This is a genomic window from Deinococcus murrayi DSM 11303 (genome assembly GCF_000482805.1).
Taxonomy (GTDB): Bacteria; Deinococcota; Deinococci; order Deinococcales; family Deinococcaceae; genus Deinococcus; species Deinococcus murrayi.
Map to the genome: position 1 here is coordinate 33,155 of NZ_AXWT01000023.1, position 16,573 is coordinate 49,727.

The 16,573-nt window shown below is 69.8% G+C and carries 21 protein-coding genes; 11 read left to right on the top strand and 10 right to left on the bottom strand.

What is annotated here, in order from left to right; all coding sequences use genetic code 11:
* Positions 1-27: 27 nt before the first annotated feature.
* Genes H565_RS0105745 through H565_RS14435 form a run of 3 tightly spaced genes read right to left on the bottom strand, consistent with a single transcriptional unit; the run spans position 28 to position 2,929 of the window.
* Positions 28-1,773, bottom strand: a complete 1,746-nt coding sequence (locus H565_RS0105745; RefSeq protein WP_027460206.1) for a PASTA domain-containing protein — start codon at positions 1,771-1,773, stop codon at positions 28-30.
* A 29-nt stretch (positions 1,774-1,802) separates the two neighbouring features.
* Positions 1,803-2,099: an AzlD domain-containing protein gene (locus H565_RS0105750; RefSeq protein WP_027460207.1), complete on the bottom strand. Its 297-nt coding sequence runs from the start codon at positions 2,097-2,099 to the stop codon at positions 1,803-1,805.
* On the bottom strand, positions 2,096-2,929 hold the full coding sequence (locus H565_RS14435) for an AzlC family ABC transporter permease (RefSeq protein ID WP_084542907.1): 834 nt from the start codon (positions 2,927-2,929) through the stop codon (positions 2,096-2,098). Before H565_RS14435 ends, H565_RS0105750 begins: the two co-directional genes overlap by 4 nt.
* A 71-nt stretch (positions 2,930-3,000) precedes the next feature.
* Here H565_RS14435 and H565_RS0105760 point away from each other — a divergent pair, with 71 nt between their 5' ends.
* From H565_RS0105760 to H565_RS14440, 3 genes are all read left to right on the top strand, one after another.
* Positions 3,001-3,462 (top strand): TlpA family protein disulfide reductase, encoded by a 462-nt coding sequence (locus H565_RS0105760; RefSeq protein ID WP_027460208.1) that lies wholly within the window; start codon positions 3,001-3,003, stop codon positions 3,460-3,462.
* Positions 3,463-3,661: 199 nt separating this feature from the next.
* Entirely contained in the window at positions 3,662-4,528 is an 867-nt protein-coding gene (locus tag H565_RS0105765; protein ID WP_027460209.1) for an ADP-ribosylglycohydrolase family protein, read from the top strand.
* Positions 4,525-4,938 (top strand): nucleotidyltransferase family protein, encoded by a 414-nt coding sequence (locus H565_RS14440; protein ID WP_034408518.1) that lies wholly within the window; start codon positions 4,525-4,527, stop codon positions 4,936-4,938. Before H565_RS0105765 ends, H565_RS14440 begins: the two co-directional genes overlap by 4 nt.
* A 39-nt stretch (positions 4,939-4,977) precedes the next feature.
* Here H565_RS14440 and H565_RS0105775 read toward each other — a convergent pair whose 3' ends face one another.
* Positions 4,978-5,361: a hypothetical protein gene (locus H565_RS0105775; protein WP_034408541.1), complete on the bottom strand. Its 384-nt coding sequence runs from the start codon at positions 5,359-5,361 to the stop codon at positions 4,978-4,980.
* A gap of 5 nt (positions 5,362-5,366) precedes the next feature.
* A complete protein-coding gene (locus H565_RS0105780) occupies positions 5,367-5,867 on the bottom strand; it encodes a hypothetical protein (RefSeq protein WP_027460211.1) in 501 nt (166 codons plus the stop codon).
* A 42-nt stretch (positions 5,868-5,909) separates the two neighbouring features.
* On the opposite strand from H565_RS0105780, the gene H565_RS0105785 reads away from it, so the two are divergent.
* The gene (locus tag H565_RS0105785; protein ID WP_027460212.1) at positions 5,910-6,641 is read left to right on the top strand and encodes an SDR family oxidoreductase; all 732 of its coding nucleotides are present in this window, start codon (positions 5,910-5,912) and stop codon (positions 6,639-6,641) included.
* A 55-nt stretch (positions 6,642-6,696) separates the two neighbouring features.
* On the opposite strand, the gene H565_RS0105790 is transcribed toward H565_RS0105785, so the two are convergent.
* The 4 genes from H565_RS0105790 to H565_RS14445 form a co-directional block, all read right to left on the bottom strand.
* A complete protein-coding gene (locus tag H565_RS0105790) occupies positions 6,697-7,668 on the bottom strand; it encodes a ferritin-like domain-containing protein (RefSeq protein ID WP_027460213.1) in 972 nt (323 codons plus the stop codon).
* A 191-nt stretch (positions 7,669-7,859) separates the two neighbouring features.
* On the bottom strand, positions 7,860-8,504 hold the full coding sequence (locus H565_RS0105795) for an anti-sigma factor (RefSeq protein ID WP_027460214.1): 645 nt from the start codon (positions 8,502-8,504) through the stop codon (positions 7,860-7,862).
* Positions 8,501-9,049 (bottom strand): RNA polymerase sigma factor, encoded by a 549-nt coding sequence (locus H565_RS0105800; protein ID WP_027460215.1) that lies wholly within the window; start codon positions 9,047-9,049, stop codon positions 8,501-8,503. The genes H565_RS0105795 and H565_RS0105800 overlap by 4 nt, the downstream gene beginning before the upstream one ends.
* 38 nt (positions 9,050-9,087) lie before the next feature.
* Positions 9,088-9,273: a Sec-independent protein translocase subunit TatA/TatB gene (locus H565_RS14445; protein WP_034406550.1), complete on the bottom strand. Its 186-nt coding sequence runs from the start codon at positions 9,271-9,273 to the stop codon at positions 9,088-9,090.
* A 267-nt stretch (positions 9,274-9,540) separates the two neighbouring features.
* Between H565_RS14445 and tatA the strand changes: the two genes are divergently transcribed.
* The 6 genes from tatA to glmU all read left to right on the top strand — a co-directional run bounded on the left by tatA (position 9,541) and on the right by glmU (position 14,799).
* Complete coding sequence (gene tatA, locus H565_RS14450) at positions 9,541-9,783, top strand: twin-arginine translocase TatA/TatE family subunit (protein WP_034406689.1); 243 nt, start codon at positions 9,541-9,543, stop codon at positions 9,781-9,783.
* A gap of 13 nt (positions 9,784-9,796) precedes the next feature.
* The gene (gene tatC / locus H565_RS0105815; RefSeq protein ID WP_027460216.1) at positions 9,797-10,576 is read left to right on the top strand and encodes a twin-arginine translocase subunit TatC; all 780 of its coding nucleotides are present in this window, start codon (positions 9,797-9,799) and stop codon (positions 10,574-10,576) included.
* A 52-nt stretch (positions 10,577-10,628) separates the two neighbouring features.
* The gene (locus H565_RS16310; protein WP_157468891.1) at positions 10,629-11,141 is read left to right on the top strand and encodes a hypothetical protein; all 513 of its coding nucleotides are present in this window, start codon (positions 10,629-10,631) and stop codon (positions 11,139-11,141) included.
* A gap of 556 nt (positions 11,142-11,697) precedes the next feature.
* Complete coding sequence (gene lgt / locus H565_RS0105820; RefSeq protein WP_027460217.1) at positions 11,698-12,633, top strand: prolipoprotein diacylglyceryl transferase; 936 nt, start codon at positions 11,698-11,700, stop codon at positions 12,631-12,633.
* A gap of 99 nt (positions 12,634-12,732) precedes the next feature.
* A complete protein-coding gene (locus H565_RS14455) occupies positions 12,733-13,233 on the top strand; it encodes a hypothetical protein (RefSeq protein WP_051363440.1) in 501 nt (166 codons plus the stop codon).
* A 117-nt stretch (positions 13,234-13,350) separates the two neighbouring features.
* Positions 13,351-14,799, top strand: a complete 1,449-nt coding sequence (glmU, locus tag H565_RS0105830; protein WP_027460218.1) for a bifunctional UDP-N-acetylglucosamine diphosphorylase/glucosamine-1-phosphate N-acetyltransferase GlmU — start codon at positions 13,351-13,353, stop codon at positions 14,797-14,799.
* 668 nt (positions 14,800-15,467) lie between these two features.
* Here the strand turns inward: glmU and rnhA are convergent.
* Positions 15,468-16,022, bottom strand: coding sequence for a ribonuclease HI (gene rnhA, locus H565_RS0105835; protein ID WP_027460219.1), 555 nt, complete (start codon positions 16,020-16,022; stop codon positions 15,468-15,470).
* A 40-nt stretch (positions 16,023-16,062) separates the two neighbouring features.
* On the opposite strand from rnhA, the gene H565_RS0105840 reads away from it, so the two are divergent.
* The gene (locus H565_RS0105840) at positions 16,063-16,566 is read left to right on the top strand and encodes a DUF4870 domain-containing protein (protein ID WP_027460220.1); all 504 of its coding nucleotides are present in this window, start codon (positions 16,063-16,065) and stop codon (positions 16,564-16,566) included.
* Positions 16,567-16,573: the final 7 nt, after the last annotated feature.

The window sequence follows — 16,573 nt, forward strand, 5'->3', positions numbered from 1 at the left end:
AAGGGGGGGAGCGCGGCGCAGGCGACCTTAGGGCCGAATCGTGGCGTACTCGGCCCCGTCGCGCCGGATGATGATGACCGCGTCGCCCCGCACGGTGAGGGGGTCAGCGGGGTCGCTCTCGGCCACCGCGCCCGCGAGGTCCGCGCCGCTGTAGGGGCCGTCGACCTGCCGCTCGCCGTCCGCGTCGCGCACCGAGATGGTGTAGGTCCCGGCGGGAAGGTCGGCGGGGAACTCGTAACGGAAGTTGACGGTGCGGGTGGCTTCGGGCAGCGGCTCTGGCGCGGCGGCCTCCGGCGGGGTCGGGGCCGTCTCCTGGGGCACGCTTTCGGGGGGCGCGACCGGGGCGGACGGTTCGGCGGGTGCCGGGGAGGCCGGGGGCGGCGAGGCTGGAGCCGGGGCGGACGGCGCAGCAGGTGTCTGGCTCGGCGACTGCGCGGACGACCCTGGGGCCGATGGGGTGGCCGTCTGCGGCTCGGTTTCCGGCTCCGGCTCTGGCACCACCGGGGGCGGCGGCAGCGGCAGGCTCCCGGCAGGCTCGGCGGGCGGGCTGTAGCGGGCGGTGGCGACCGTCAGGGTGACCGGGCCACCCACCGCCACCCGCACGTAGGGGGCGGGCGTCTGGTCGAGGATGGTGTTCTCGGCGGCGTCGCTGGGCTGCTGCACGACCCGCGTGACCACCAGCCCGGCGAGGCGCACGACCTCGCGGGCGGCCTCGTACTTCAGGCCGGTGAGGTTGGGCAGGTAGGTTTCTTTGCCACGCACCCCGGTCGAAATGATGAGCGAAACGGGCTGGCCGCGCTCGATGGTGGCACCCGCCTCCGGGACCTGCGCGATGACCCGGCCCTCCGGGGTTTTGGTGAGGGTGCCGTCGGCGCGAATAATCTTGCCGGGCACCAGCGCCCCGTCGCGCAGGGCGGCGCGGGCCTGCGCGAGGGTGAGTTCTTCGAGTCGGGGCACGGGCACCGAGGGCGGGTTGTTCACCGTCAGGGTGACCAGGCGGCCCACCGGGAGGTTGGTTCCGCCGGGCGGGTCCTGCCGGATGACGGCCCCCACGTCGACCCCGGAAGCGTCCCCCAGGGTGTACTCGACCCGGAAGCCCGCGTCAGTAAGGGCGCGGGCCGCCTGCTGCCCCGGCTGCCCGGTCACCGCGGCGACCTCGCGCACGGGGGGGTTGAGGTAAATCTGCGCGGCCTGCGCCCCCAGGTAGGCGGCCCCACCCAGAAACAGCAGCCCCGGCACGAAGGTGAGCCACGCGCCCGGCTCCCGCTTGCGCTTGATGCGCCCCGCGCCCAGGGCCGCAAGGGCCGCCGCATTCAGGCGCTGCACCTCTTCGGGGGTGCGCTCTGAGGGCGCGGGGCGCAGATAGGCCACCCGCACCTCCTTGCCGTCGACGAGTACGTCGGCATCGGGGAGGGCGTAGCCGTGCTCGGCGAGCGCGGCAGCGAGGGCCTGCACCCCCTGCACGACCTCTTCGGGCTTGGTGGGCTGGGCAGCCACCTCAGCGAGGGGCGTGCCGGAGACGGGCTGCCACACCGCGTAGTAGGCACCGGGCCGGGCGACCACGTCCGTCAGGCCCGCCGGGTTGACCCCCCGCAGGGCGGCGCGGTAGGCGTGAAAGCCCTGCCGGGCGGCGGGCGAGGTCACGTCGAACCACGCGAGGCGGCGGGTGACGCCCTCACCCGCCCGCACCTCGCTGAGGGTGACGTGCCCCTCGCGCGAGAGTTCGCGCAAGACCTCGTATTTGCCGTCGATGACCCCGCCCTGGACCGTCATGCGGGGCCAGCATAGCGCGTCCGCGGGGGCTACAGCCCCGCCCCCCGCGCCAGCCAGTACGCCACGAAGCCCCCCAGAATGCCGAGGGCGAGGCTGCGGGTGCGCCACAGCAGCCCCGCCCCCACCAGCGCGGCGGGCAGCCGCCGGGGCCACTCCGGGCTGCCCAGCACGTCGGGCACGATGAGGGCGGCGAACACGCTGACGGGCACGAAGCGCAAGAAGGCCAGCCAGAAGGGCGGCAGCCGCAAGCTCCCCAGCGACAGGCCCAGCAGCCGCGCCGGGTAGGTGGCCAGCCACATCAGAAGGATGATGGGGAGCGGACTCACGCCGTCCCCCGGCGCGTGCTCCGGGATTCATCCGCTTCCCGGACCTCCGGAACAGCGCTGGAGGTCCGTCCAGCTCCTGAATCCCGGTCTTGGTCGCTGCTCACTTCGTTCGGGTTCGTCTTCGACTCACCGCGATTTCGTGTCACCAGCCACGCCCCCAGCAGCGCCCCGCCCACCCCAGCGACGAGCACCACCACGCCGCCCGGCAGCCCCCGCGAGAGGCCCCAGGCCCCCACCCCGGAGGCGAGAGCGACGAGCACGGCCTTGCGGTCTCCCAGCAGCGGCACGAGCAGGCCCAGGAAGGCGAGCGGGAAAATCACGCCGACGCCGAGCGCCTGCGGGTTGGGCAGCACCTCGCCCGCGAGCGCCCCCGCAAGCGTGGCGAGGTTCCACACCAGGTACAGGCTGAGTTCAGCGCCCAGCAGAAAGGCGAAGCTCAGGCCGCCCGGCTCGCGTGGGCCATGCACGACCGCCACCCCATACGCCTCGTCGGTGAGGAACTGCGCGGCCACGAGGCGCTGCCCCCCGGTGAGGGGAAGCTGCCGGGCGAGACTCAGGCCGTAGAGCACGTGCCGGGCGTTGAGCAAAAAGGTCGTCGCCACAATGCCGAGCGCCGACGCCCCACCCGCGAACAGGCCCGCCGCCGCGAACTGCGCAGCCCCCGCAAAGACGGTCAGGCTCATGAGCTGGGTGTCGAGCACGCTCAGGCCCGCCGCCCGCGCCGTGACCGCGTAGGCCACCGCGAAGGGAATCAGCCCCAGCCACAGCGGCGTCAGGGCACGGAACCCGCGCCAAAAGGGGGGCCAGAAGGCCGAGGGGGCGGTCACCATGGCCCAGAGGGTAACGGGCCGGGCACTCCGCCGGGCGGGGCCTGTCTGCCGGGGGCGCTACGCTCTGGCCCATGCCCCCCACTCCCCTCCCCTGGCCCGCACCCGAAGACTTCGTGCATGGCGACCCCCTCCCGCCGCCGACCGCGTGGGACCGTCCCGGCCTGGTCATGGTGTTCAACCTGGAATGCGCGGGGTGCGTGTCGCGGGGCCTCCCCTTTCTCAAGCGGCTCCACGCCGAATACGGGGGGCGGGCGCACTTGTTGGCCCTGCACACCAGCCGGGGCCACCGCCTCCTCCCCCGCGAAGACGTCGAGCCGACGCTGGTGCGCTTTGCCCGCGACTTCGCCCGCTTGCCCTTTCCGGTCGCGCTCGACGTGTCCGGCGACCTCGCCCGCGCCTGGGAGACGGAGGGCACCCCGCATTGGCTGGCTTTTGCCCCCGGCGGCGAGCGGCTGCGGAGCGTGTACGGCAGCCAGGAAAACGCGCAGACCCGCCTCGCCTACCTGCTGGAGGAGCTGACGGGAGGGGCCTAGAGCGTTTGACGAAAGAAGATGCCCGGCAAGCTGGTCTGGATGCCCCCTCACCCCAAGCTCTCGCAAGGCCCTCTCTGCAAGCAGCTCTGCGAGTCCCACGAGGGGAGAGGGTCGGAATATCAGGCGTTCTTCTGTCCAATGCTCTAAAGACGCAGACACGGGCACGGCGAGGGTACCCGTCTCCGCTACCCTGCCTCCCATGTCCCCGCGTGCGCTGCCTACCCTCCTCTCTCTGACCGCTGCCGACGCGCTGGGGGCCGCCACCGAGTTCAGGACCCCGGAGGCCATCCGCGCCCGCTATGGCGACACCTTCACGAGCTACCAGCCCGGCAGCGTGTTCGGCTTCGCGCCGGGTGAAGCGACTGACGACAGCCAGATGGTGGCGGCGACCCTGCGGGGCTACGCACGGGGCGAGGGGCTGCCCGGCGTCCTCGCGGCCCTGCGGGAGTGGCTGGGGACGGCTCCGCCCGACGTGGGCGGCCTGACGCGGGCGGCGCTGCGGGAGGGCGAGCTGGAGGGAGGAACGCGTGCCTGGACGGAAAGCGGCCACCAGAGCGCCGGGAACGGCGGCCTGATGCGGATTGCCGCCGTGTGGCTGGCGGGTTTCCGGGGCGCGGCCCTGGAACGGATGGACCGCCTGGACGCCCGCGCCGCGCTGCTGGACGCTGGACTGCTCGGCCTGAGCACCCGCCCCGCCCACGACGCCTTTCGGGAGGGAGACCGCGCCGCCCGCTCGGAGGTCCGCGCCCGCGTGCGCTCTGGCCTGTTGGGACACGTCACCTCGCAGAGCGGGTACGTCCTGGACACGCTGGAGGCCGCCGCCGCGCACGCCCGCGCTGACTCGTGGTTGGCCTGCGTGGAACCTGCCGTCCTGCGCGGCGACGACAGCGACACGGTGGCCTGCGTGGCAGGCGCGGTCGCCGGGGCGCGGGGCCTGGAGGTGCCGCCCCACCTGCTGCCGCCGCTGCGCCTGGGCCACTCCTGGCCGGGCTGGGAACGGGGCTGGAGCTGCCTGGAGCACTTTCCGGCGCTGCTGGAGGGGGCACGTGCCCAGCCCCGGCCATGAACAGCGCGGAGTTCCTGGCGACCATCCGCCTGAACCGGGCGAACGCGGCGATTCTGAAGCGCTTGCCAGAGCTGGGCGCACCCCAGGCGCACCTCGTCGCGGGGGCGCTCTTTCAGACCGTCTGGAATGTGCGCGGTGGACAGGCCCCGGAGGCAGGCATCCGCGACTACGACCTCTTTTACTGGGACGCGGACCCCAGCTACGAGGCCGAGGACGCCGTCATTCGCCGTGCCGCCGACCTCTTTGCCGACCTCGGCGTGCGGGTAGAGGTCCGCAATCAGGCCCGCGTTCACCTGTGGTTCCCGCAAAAACACGGCCTGACCCGCCCGCCCCTGGGGAGCGCCCGCGAGGGCATCGACCAGTTTCTGGACGCGGCGAAGGCAGCCGACTACCGGGCGCGGTGGGGGTAGCTGCGAGAGGGGTGAGGGAAGCAGCCCCCCCACACCCCCTCACGCCAGGCGCACCCGGTTCGCGTGGGCCGCTATCTGGCCCGCCGTCCACAGCACCTCCCGGACGTGCTCCAGCAGCAGCTCTTCGGTGGGGCGGCCCCCCACCCGCTGGCGCAGGTGCTCCGGGGTCAGGGCGGCGGCGGCCCCCGCCTCCCAGGCCGCGAGCCGGGTCAGCCCGGCGTCGTCGGGTGGGGGGGGCGTGCGGGTCGCGGCGGCAATCTCCGCCCACAGCGCCCGCTTGCGGGCGGTCAGGCCCGCGATCAGGGCGGCGATGCGCGGGGGCGGCTGACCGTCGGCCAGCGCGAGGGCCGCCCGCACGCTGTAGTGCGGCCCTTCCTGCGCGTCGCGCAGCAGCCGGGCGAGGTCAGCGGGCGTCAGGGTCACGCCGCTCACCGCGCCAGCCGGTAGGTGTCGCCGTCGCGCACGAGCTGCCCGGTTTCCAGCATTCGCCGGGTCACGGTGCCTACCTGTTCCTCAGAGAGGGGCGAAAACCGGCGCAGGTCCTCGGCGGTGAACTGCCCGCCCCGGCGGTAGGCGACCTTCAGGACCATGCGCTCCTGCACGTCGCCGCGCCCCGCCTGCCCCGCCCGCGAGCCGAAGGAGCGCCACACCCACCACCCCACCAGCAGCCCGACCAGCAGCGAGACCGGAATCATCCGGGCGGCAAAGGCGGGGTCGGCGATGCTCAGGGCGAGGGCCGTGAGGTTCTCGTGGGCGGCCTGCACCGCCGCCGCGTCCGCGCCGCTCGCCTCCAGGTCGCGCACGTCGCCGCGCTCGCGCAGGTAGCGCAGCACGCCCGCCGTATTCCCGCGCACGTAAAAGGCGCTGTAGGCGATGAGGGCCGCCGAGACCCCGGTGAGGACGGTGGTGAGGAGACGCGGCGCGTTCATGGCCCCATGCTAGCCCGCCCAGGGGGGTAGGCTTCCGTGCATATGGCTCTGTTTCGGTTGGATGGTAGGCGGGCGCTCGTCACGGGCGGCAGCAAGGGCATCGGGCGGGCGGCGGCGCAGGCCCTCGCGGAGCTGGGGGCTTCCGTCACCCTGGCGGCGCGGGGTGAGGAGGCCCTGCGGGAGGCTGCCCACCAGATTCCCGGCTCGCACTGGGTGGTGGCCGATGTGAGCACCCCAGAGGGCGTCCGGGCGGCCCTGGAAGCGGCGGGCGAGGTGGACATCCTCGTGAGCAATGCGGGCGGGCCGCCCCCCAGCCTCCCCAGCGAGGTGACGGAAGAAGGCTGGCAGCGGGGCTTCGAGACGACCTTCCTCTCGACCGTACGCCTCGCTCAGGGTGCCCTGCCGGGGATGCGGGCGCGGGGCTGGGGCCGCATCATCGCGGTGACCAGCCTGACGGTGGGGCGGCCCGCCCTGAACCTCCCCGTGAGCAACGCGCTGCGGGCCGCCGTCACCAACCACCTGCGGACCCTCGCGCTGGAGGTCGCCGCGGACGGGGTGACCTGCAACACGGTGGCCCCCGGTTACACCGCGACCGACCGCCTCAAGGCCCTCCACGCCGACCCCGCCCAGGCCGCGGCCCTCGCCACCCGCATCCCCGCCCGCCGCTTTGGGGAGCCGCGGGAGGTGGGCGCGGCGGTCGCCTTTCTCGCCACCCCAGAAGCCGGGTACATCACCGGGCAGGAACTGCTGGTCGACGGGGGCTGGAGCATCTGAGAACCAAAGGAAGCCCCGCCGCGCTCTGGAACACGCGGCGGGGCCTTCCTGACTGCTACAACCGCAGCAGGGCGCTGTAGTCGCCCGTCACGCTGTTCCCGCTCAGGCCGTCGGGGAAGAACCCCCCCTTCGCTGTGCCTTGCGCCAGGAAGACGATGTTTGCCACCTGGCGCGGCGTGCGGCTGAAGGCCACCCCGTTGGCGTCGGTGGGCACGATGTTGGCGCTGCGGGCCGGGACGCCCGCGTTGCCGGTCGCCGTGACCCCCTGGTCGCGGTCGTCCGCTCCATCGAGCGAGTCGCGGGTATTGCTGATGGCTTGCACGACCTGCTCCACATTGAGGCCCGCCGCGGCGGCCTCCCCCCGGCGGCGGTAGAGCTGGGTGCGGATGGTCCCGGCGTGGTAGGCCTCGACTGCCAGGATTCCGGCGGCCTGCTCAAGGTTGCCGTTCGCGCTGTCGTCAAAGATGAGGCGGGCAGCCCCCTTGTAGGCGGTGACGCCCACATCCTCAAAAATAAAGGCTCCGTGGAGGAAAAACAGCTCGTTCGCGTAGGGATTAAAGCCCTGAATCGCGCCGCCCGACGCCGCCCGTCCCGCCGCGTCGAAGGCCGGGCCGAGGTCCAGCCGCGGCTGCGCGACAGCATTCGTCTTCAGCACCTCCCGGATGAAGCGCACGTGGGCCAGCTCGTCGTCGGCAATCTCGTGGGCCATCGCCAGCAGGTCGCCCGTCAAGCCGGGCACGGCCACTCCGCCGCGTCCGGTAAACCCCGCCGGCAGGATGACTTTGCTCGCGTCGCCGCCCGCTGCCGTCAGCTCGTCGAGGCGTCCGACCGCCGCGAGGTAAAAGGCGGCTTCGAGGTACTCCAGGTTCAGGGCGAAGTTGAAGATGGCGGCGTCGAGGTTGGCTTTGGTGGGGGGCGCGGCAATCACGCCCGTACAGCCGGAGAGCACGGCACCCGCGCCCATCAATCCGGCCATGCCCAGGAACTTGCGCCGGGTGCTGCCGCTTTGGCCTTGCGTGTCACTCATGTCGGGGTCCTCCAGAAGAACAGGGGCGAAAGAACGAGTCAGCGGCCAAAGGTCCACGCATCCCCGCCACCACCGGCAAGCACGGTTGGTCCTGGCTGGGGCCGCGGGCCTTCGCCAGGGCTGTATCCCGGCGGGGAGCGCTTGGATGAGCCAGGGGGCCGACGATGAAGCCTAGATGAAGGGCTGGTCTGTTAGAGCCGCTGCACGAAGAGCGGCGTGGCCGTGGGCTGCGGGCTGCCGCCGGGCGGCTCCAAGCTGACGGCGAGCACAGCGCCGGGCGGCAGGTTCTTCACCAGCAGGCCCTGGGAGAAGACCCCCAGCGAGACCGGTGCGTCGCCCGCGACGTTCCAGAGCTGGTAGGTGCGCTCCGCCGGGGGGGGCACTTCCAAGAAAACGTAGGCCCGGCCTCCCGGCAACACCACCAGGGTGCCCAGGCGCTCGCCATCCGCCCTCAGGGGCCGCTCGACCGCGCCGGGTGCCCGGCGGTAGCCCTCCAGCGGGTCGGCGGGCGGGCGCGGCAGCCACACAAAGGCCAGTGCCAGCGCTGCCGCGAGCGCCAGGGCGACGGGCCAGCGACGCGGCGCATGAACGGGGGCGGGCGACACTCCTGTCTCCTGCGCCCGCACCCGCGCCAGCAACTTGGCTTCCGCGTCGGCGGGCACGGGCACCGCGTGGGGGTCAAGGTCTTCGAGCAGCAGCGCAAGCGCGTCCAGGTCAGCCCGCAGCTCAGCCCGCAGCGCCGGGTCGCGCTCCAACTCGGCCTCGACCTGTGCCGCCCGCGCCGGGGGAAGAATCCCCAGGGCGTAAGCCAGCAGCTCGTCACGGTCGGGCGTCATGGCGTCTCTTCTCCTTGGGGGCGCAGCACCCCGCGCATCCGCTCCAGGGCCGAGCGCAGGCGCGACTTGACCGTACCCAGCGGTAACCCGGTCAGCGCAGCCAGTTCCGAATGCGAGTGGCCCCGGTAGTACGCCAGCTCAATCAGCTCGCGCTGCGCGGGGTCCAGCACACTCAGGGCGCGGCCCACCAGCACGCGGCCCTCGTGGTCGGGAGCGGGGGTGGGCGCGTCCCAGTCGGCCAGTTCCAGCCCCACCTCCGGGCGGTCGCGCAACTGCTGAAGAAAGCGGTGGTGCGCGATGCTGACCAGCCACGTCTTCGCCCGCGCCCGCGACGGGTCAAACCTCCCCGCGTGCCGCCACGCGTTGAAAAAAGCGTCTTGCACGCAGGCGTCCACGTCTTCGCGCTGACGCAGCATGCGGTAGCCCAGGGCGGTCAGCAAGCGGACATAGCGGCGGTGCAGCTCTATCAGGGCGGCCTCGTCGCCCTCCGCCATGCGCCGCAACAACGTCTCGTCGGTCGGGTCGGCGGGAGGCTCAGCAGGCATGGCGTGCGGGCAGGCTAGCACCCCAGAGCCGGGCCGGGTCAAGGACGGTCGTGCCTGTCTTCCAGCCCGCCGCGCAGCTCGTCAGTCACCTGGGCGGTCGTGCGGCGAAACTCGCGCAGGGCCTGGCCCACCGTGCGGCCCAGTTCGGGCAGCCTGCGCGGGCCGAAGACCAGCAACGCGACCACGGCAATCATCATCACTTCGGCGGCTCCTATATTGGGCATGTTCTCGGCTCCTTTGACCGCCCGGCTTGGGGCGGCTCACCCGGCTGTATACGTGGGCACCCCTGACTGGATGACCCAGGGCAGATACCTTCAGGGTTGATAAGGGGAAGCAGGACATCCAGAGATGACCCAGACGCATAAGGCTGGGCAAGGTGACCAAGCGCTCCCCAACCTAGGGTCCCCCTCATCCCGCCGCGTTACCCTAAGGGGGTGTCTGGCGGGGCCGCCCGCCCCCTCACTCCCCTTGCGCCCCTCCCGGAGGTCTGTATGCCCGGTCCCTTGGAACTGATTCTGATTTTGCTCGTCGTCGCCCTGATTTTCGGGGCCAAAAAGCTGCCCGAACTCGGCAAGGGGTTGGGGCAGGGCATCCGCGAGTTTAAGCGGGAGACGCACGACCCCGCGCCTCCCCCGCAAGCCACGGCCCCCCTGCGCGACGTGACGGTCACCGACGTCCAGGCCCGCCCGCTCAGCGCTGACCCCGCCGCGCCGAAACGCGACCCCCGCGCCTGAAGCCGGAGGCCCCGTGACCCGCTCCCCCGCGCCGACCGAGCTGCCCAGCGCTCCCCTGCTCGACCACCTCGAAGAGCTGCGGCGGCGGCTCTTTTACAGCCTGCTCTTCCTGGGCCTGGGGATGGCCGTGGCCTTTCAGTACCGCCTGCAACTCATCGCGTGGCTCAAGGGACCGCTGCGGGCCTCTGAGCAGTACCGCCTCGGCAACGTGCAGCTCGTGACCGTCAACCTCACCGACCAGTTCCTGCTCAGCTTGCAACTGTCGTTTTGGGCGGGGCTGGCGCTCTCGCTCCCCTTCATCCTGTGGCAGGTGTGGGCCTTTATCGCGCCGGGCCTCTATGCCCACGAGCGGCGCTGGGCACTTCCCTTCATCGTGGGGGCGGGGCTGTCGTTTCTGGGGGGCGCGGCCTTTGGGTACGTCTTTGTGCTCCCCGCGATGGTGCGCTTCTTGCTCGACTTTCTGGGCGGCACCGTCGAGCAGATGCAAAACCTCGCCAACTACATCGGCCTGCTGACCGGGTTTCTGGTGGCCTTTGGGCTGGCCTTCGAGTTGCCCATTCTCGCGGTGATTCTGACCCGCATTGGGCTGGTCAACCACGTCATGCTGCGCCGGGCCTGGCGGCTCGCCCTCATTGGGGTGCTGCTGTTCGCAGCCTTTATCACGCCCACCCCCGACCCCTTCAACATGCTGCTGGTGGGGCTGCCCCTCTACGCGCTGTACGAACTGGGCATCATCCTCTCGCGCCTGTTCCGGGTGGTCCCCGAGGAGGACGAGGCTGCGCTAAGGGCTTAAAAGCTACGCCCATCACAGTCAAATCGGAAATCCTGGTATGTATAAATTTTGTATGCGAAAAATAGCTAAGATCGCTTGGATAGGGTTCTGCCTTTCTGTGGGCTTCGCCAGTGCGCAAGAGGCCATGTCCGCACCGACTCAGGAGGGATTTTACTTTGAGGTGGCTCCTGAGTTAGTTAGTGACGAGGGCTTCTGGAGTTGGGCGAGCGAGAACGGCGTTGCTTTCTATGAAGCTGTGGATGACGCGGCTTCTAGTGATGGGGTAAGCATCGGGGCAGCGGTGCCGGATAGATCTCTAGAAGATGGCGATAGCTCTAATACGGATTGGTTCTGGCTTGCCCTGGGCGCTGGCACGGGGGTGTACACAGGCATCCGGGAGTGTCAGAAGTGCAATACCTCTCAAATGGTTCGCTCGGTTGCGTATCATGGGGCTATTGGTGTCGTGGGGGGCGGCAAAGCAGAGATAGGTCAGATGCTTTGGACTTCAGGACGCAAGGTCGTCGGCTTCGTCTATGGTGCGGGTCACGCTGCTGGAGCCTACGAGCTGGGCAACCTTCGCCCATGATCTGCATGCGCCACGTTGTTAGGACTGATATCCTGTGGATAACAGCTATAACGTGTGCCACTGGCGTGTATATTAATGGGGGCATTCAGCAAGGCGGTTTTCTCCTACTCTTTTTTGGTCGCTTCTATCTGGCCGCTGTCGCTTACCTGAACGCCAGGCGGAAAATTGACGCAGGGACCGCTGGGTTCCCTTTTCGTACAGCGGAAGGTGACGAGCAGGGCTTGGCCTTGTCGCTTGCAGCTCGTGTCAGGTTCGCAATTCTTTTACTCATTTGCGACGGTGTCCTCCTGTATCTGCTTTCATTCGCCCTTACTGTTAGTAAGCTTGATGTGGCTGTCTGTATCGGGTTTGTGTTGCTTGCCAGCTCGCTCGATAAGAATGGACAGGTTGCATCGGCTTTGCTTTCATTCCTGAGAACCAGGAAGATCCGCTGATGTGCAGGGCAGGGTGCTTGGCAGCTCTGTCCGAGCTGTCGCACCGTTCATCGTGTTGGTGGCCTAGGGGTAGACCGTCCGCGACCCTCTAGGCAGCTCCTGCCCTACACTGCGGCTGACTTATGGACCCGGTATTCCTTCAGATTGGCAGTTTCACGATTGCCTGGTACGGCGTGCTCATCACGCTGGGCATCATCCTGGGGCTGCTTGTCGGCACCCGGCTGGCCCGTCAACGCGGGCTGAACGTGGACCTTTTCAACGACATGGTGCTGTGGGCGATCATCTGGGGGCTGGTGGGTGCCCGCATCGTGTTCGTGGCGACCTCCTGGGAGCAGTTCGCGGGCACGCCGATGCCCCGGCTGCTGCTGGACATCATCAACCTGCGCCAGGGCGGCATCTCGATTCACGGGGGGCTGATCGGCGGGATTCTGGTGCTGGTGTACTACGCTCGGCGCTACCGCCTGAACTTCTACCAGTACGCCGACCTGTTCGTGCCCGGCGTGGCTTTTGGCATCATCGGCGGGCGCATCGGCAACATCATGAACGGCACCGACACGGTGGGCCGGGTGACCGGGTGGCCGGTGGGCTACCGCTGGCCCGACTCGGCGCGGGCCTTTCACGAGGGCATGTGCATCCCCAACCCCAACTCCGACATGGACCTCTCGCGCTACTGCCAGGAAATCGGCGGGCAGCTCGTGATGACGGCTCCCGTGCACTTTACCCAGCTTTACGGGGTCTTTATCGGCGTCGTGCTGGCGATTGCCTCGTATTTCTGGCTGCGCTCGCGCAAGGCGGGCTGGGCCTTTTGGCAGTTCTGGCTGTGGTACTCCATCCTGCGGGCCGGATTGGAAGAAACCTTCCGCCTCAATCCGCTGGCGGTGAAAAGCTACCTCAACCAGGGCCTGGACGCCCCCGGCATCGGCCTGTGGACCGACACGCACCTCGTCAGCGTGCCGCTCATTTTGCTGAGCCTCTACATGCTGCTGCGGCTGCGGCGTCAGCCCGATACAGTGCCCGCTCCCCCGGCAACGACGCCCTCCCAGCCAGACCCGCGCTAAGTGGGGCAGCGGAGCGCTCCGGCAAAGGCCCCTTCATACACCTCGCAACCAGGCGCGGGGCCGGGCGGGGCACACTCGGCGGGCAAGGAGGCATCAGCCATGAAATACAAGGACACCCACCTCGACCAGATTGACCACCTCCGCAAAGCCGCGCAGAAGGGCGAGCACCACCTGGAGCGCGAAATCACCAAAGCCGTCCTGAAGCAGCACGCCGAAACCGCCGCCCTCATCGCCCGGCAGCAGCAGGACATCCGCGAGCTTCAGGGCCAGGTCACGGCCCTGCGGATGCAGAAGCGGGGCGGGGGCGGCTTTCCCTGGACGCTGGTGCTGCTGGGCGGGGCGGGCTACGGGGCCTACCGTCTCTACCAGCAAAACCCGGACCTCCAGCGCCAAGTTCGGGGGCTGCTCAAGCGGGTGAACCCCGGCCCCGAAGGCAACCTCACCCGCGCCGGGGATGCCGTAAAACAGGGCGTCTCCGACCTGATGAAGGGCGAGTCGCCCGCCGACGCCTTCCGGGCTGCCGGGGGCGAACTGCGCCGCGGCGGGGAAAAGGTCGCGGACCGCATCGAGAGCAACCTGCGCCACGAGCCGGGCCGCTGAACCCCGTTCGGGAACCTGCACAGGCCGCAGCGAAGGTGCTGCGGCCCTTTGCTTGGCCGCTGGCCACTGGAAGCTGGCGGCTTTCGCGTACACTGCGGCCCGGACAGGTGACTCTGAATGACACAGACTGAACGTCCGCTGGACGTGGTGATTCTCGCGGCGGGGCAGGGCACCCGCATGAAATCGAAGTTGCCCAAGGTGCTGCACCGGGTTGCCGGACGCCCCATGGTCGCTTGGGCGGTGCGGGCGGCGCAGGCGCTGGGAGCGCGGCGCATCGTAGTCGTGACCGGGCACGGGGCCGAGCAGGTCGAAGCGGCGTTGGGGCAGCCCGGCGTGGCCTTTGCCCGCCAAGACCAGCAACTCGGCACCGGGCACGCCTTTCTGGCGGGGGCGGACGCCCTGGGGGAGGGCGGTGACGCCGACATTCTGGTGCTCTACGGCGACACGCCCCTGCTGCGTCCGGAAACGCTGCGGGCGCTGCTGGACGACCACCGCGCCCACGCCTCGGCCTTCACGATCCTGACGGGCGAGCTGCCCGACGCGACCGGGTATGGGCGCATCCTCCGGGACGCCGCCGGGAACGTCGAGCGCATCGTGGAGGAAAAGGCCGCGACCCCGCAGGAACGGGCGGTGCGCGAGTTCAACTCTGGCGTGTACGTGATGGACTCCCGCGCTCCCGCGCTCGCCCGGCGCATCACGAATGACAACCCGGCGGGCGAGTATTACCTCACCGACCTGCTGGCGCTGTACCGGGCCGAGGGCGCATTGGTGCGGGCCTTCAAGCTGCAAGACCCCGACGAGGTCATGGGGGCCAACGACCGGGCAGGGCTGGCCGAGGCCGAGGCCATCTTGCGGCGGCGCATCAACGCGGGGCACCTGCGGGCCGGGGTCACGATGACCGACCCGCAGACGGTCTGGATAGAAGACACCGTGCACCTGGGCCGTGACGTGACCCTGGAGCCGGGCGTCATGCTGCGCGGCGAGACCCGCATCGCGGACGGGGTGACGGTGGGGGCCTACAGCGTCGTGACCGACTCGGTGCTGGAAGAAGGCGCGGTCGTCAAGGCCCATTCCGTGCTGGAGGGGGCGCAGGTCGGCCCCGGCAGCGACGTGGGACCCTTTGCCCGCCTGCGCCCCGGCACCGTGCTGGAGGGGGGCGTGCACATCGGCAACTTTGTGGAGACGAAGGCGGCGCGGCTGGGGCCGGGCGTCAAGGCGGGGCACCTCGCCTACCTCGGCGACGTGGAGGTGGGGGCCGAGACGAACGTGGGGGCCGGAACCATCGTCGCCAACTTTGACGGGGTGAATAAGCACCGCTCCACGGTGGGCGCGGGCGTCTTTATCGGCTCGAACTCCACCCTCATCGCCCCCCGCGTGGTGGGAGACGCCGCCTTTATCGCGGCGGGCAGCGCCGTTCACGAGGACGTTCCCGAAGGCGCGATGGCCGTCGCCCGCGGCAAACAGCGCAACGTGGAGGGATGGAGCCGCCGCTACTGGGGCGGCATGCGCGAGAAGGTCGCCCAGAAGCTGCCCTGGCTGGCGGGGTGGCTGGAGCGGCAGGGGTAACGGCCCACAGAGCGGGCGCGGGACGTTGGGGAGGCTCCCCGGCGTCCGCACTTCTCCACTGGAGCAACAAAAATCGCCCATCGTGGGCGAGTCTAGGTTAAGTCGTTAAGGGTGCAACCGGGGGAGAGAGGCTTATTTCAGGGCATTGAGGAGCGCCGCGAGGCCTGTCAGCAGGGTTCCGAACGCTGTCACGAGGACAGCGACTTCACCCGGCTTCCATTGCCTGCGCGAACGCCTGGGTGTATCCTTACGGTGTCTAGCCATAAGGATTCACCTCCTTTCCGCACCCGGACTGCAACTCCGGGTGCTTTTGCATTCCCGTGTTGCGCCTCTCCCCTCCCGGTTGTCATGCACCCCGTCCCACAAGGGGACCGGCTGAGTTTACCCCCATCAAAGAGGCCCGGACATTCGCTGCGTCCTGGCCTCGTTCCTCTGCTGCCTCCCCCCCCCGCGCCGCCGCCAGCCCCTCCACGGAGTCGCGGTCTTCCACCCGCTGCACGGCGAGGTTAAGGACTTGGAGGACGCCAAATCGCCGGGCCGGGGGGCAGGCTGGTCGAGAAGGCGCTGACGAAGGTCATGCCCAGTGCGTGGCGCCCTTTGGTCCTCGCCGGGGTGAAGCTGCACGGGGCTTTTCCCGCCGCAGAGGGAGGGGGGGAGGCCCGGCCCCCTCAGCGCAGCTTCTTGCGTTCCTCCACGGCGAGCTTGTCGACCCGCTCGTTCTCGCCGTGCCCGTTGTGGCCACGCACCCACACGAAGGTCAGCGCGTGCGTCTGCGCCTGAGTCATCAGTTCCTCCCACAGGTCCCGGTTTTTCACCGGGTCGCCGCTCGCCGTCTTCCAGCCGTTGCGCTGCCACTTCAGAATCCAGCCGTCGGTAAAGGCCTTGCGCAGATACTGGCTGTCGGTGACCACCCGCACCTGACAGGGCCGCTTGAGGACCTTCAGCCCTTCGAGCAGCCCGCGCAACTCCATGCGGTTGTTGGTGGTGTCCCGTTCGTTGCCGCTGAGGACGAGTTCCTGCCCCCGGTAGCGCAGGATGGTCGCCCAGCCGCCGTGCCCGGCCCCGGTGTCACAAGCGCCGTCGCTGTAGAGGTCCACCTGCTCGCCCGCCACCGGCACCGCGGGCTGGATGCCCGCTTTGATGGGCAGCAGGTCGCGGGCAGCGTCACGTGCCTTCTGAGCGGCGGATTTCCTGAAGTGTGGCTTCCCGCCCGGCCTGGTCATAACCCCGGAACTGTAGGCACCCCAGAGCCGTACTGTCAATATGACGCTCCCCGACCCCCGCCTCTCCCCCGCCGCGCCCGCGCCGCGCGGCGACTTCACGGTCATCCCCGAAGCCGAGCGCACGCCCGCGCTGCTGCTGCACCTCTCGCCGCTGCTGGGGCTGTTGCTGCCCGGCGTGGGCAACGTGCTGGGGCCACTCGCGGCGTGGCTGGGCTACCGCGACCGCTCGGCGGTGCTGGACGCGCAGGGCAAGGAGGTCGTCAACTTCCAAATCAGTGTGTGGCTGTACTCGCTGCTCGCGGGGCTGCTCTTTTTCGGCCTCTTCAGCCTGGGGCTGCTGGGGGGCGCGGCGGGGGCGGCGGTCGGCAGCCCGGACCTGGGGGCTTTTGCGCTCTTCGGAAGCCTGGCGGCCTTTTTTGCCTTTTTCATCCCGGCCAGCCTGGTGCTGTGGGCTTTTCCCCTCGTCGTCATGCTGCTGGCTGTCATTCGGGTCAACCAGGGGCGGACGTACCGCTATCCGCTGACGCTGCGGCTGATTCGCTAACCACTCC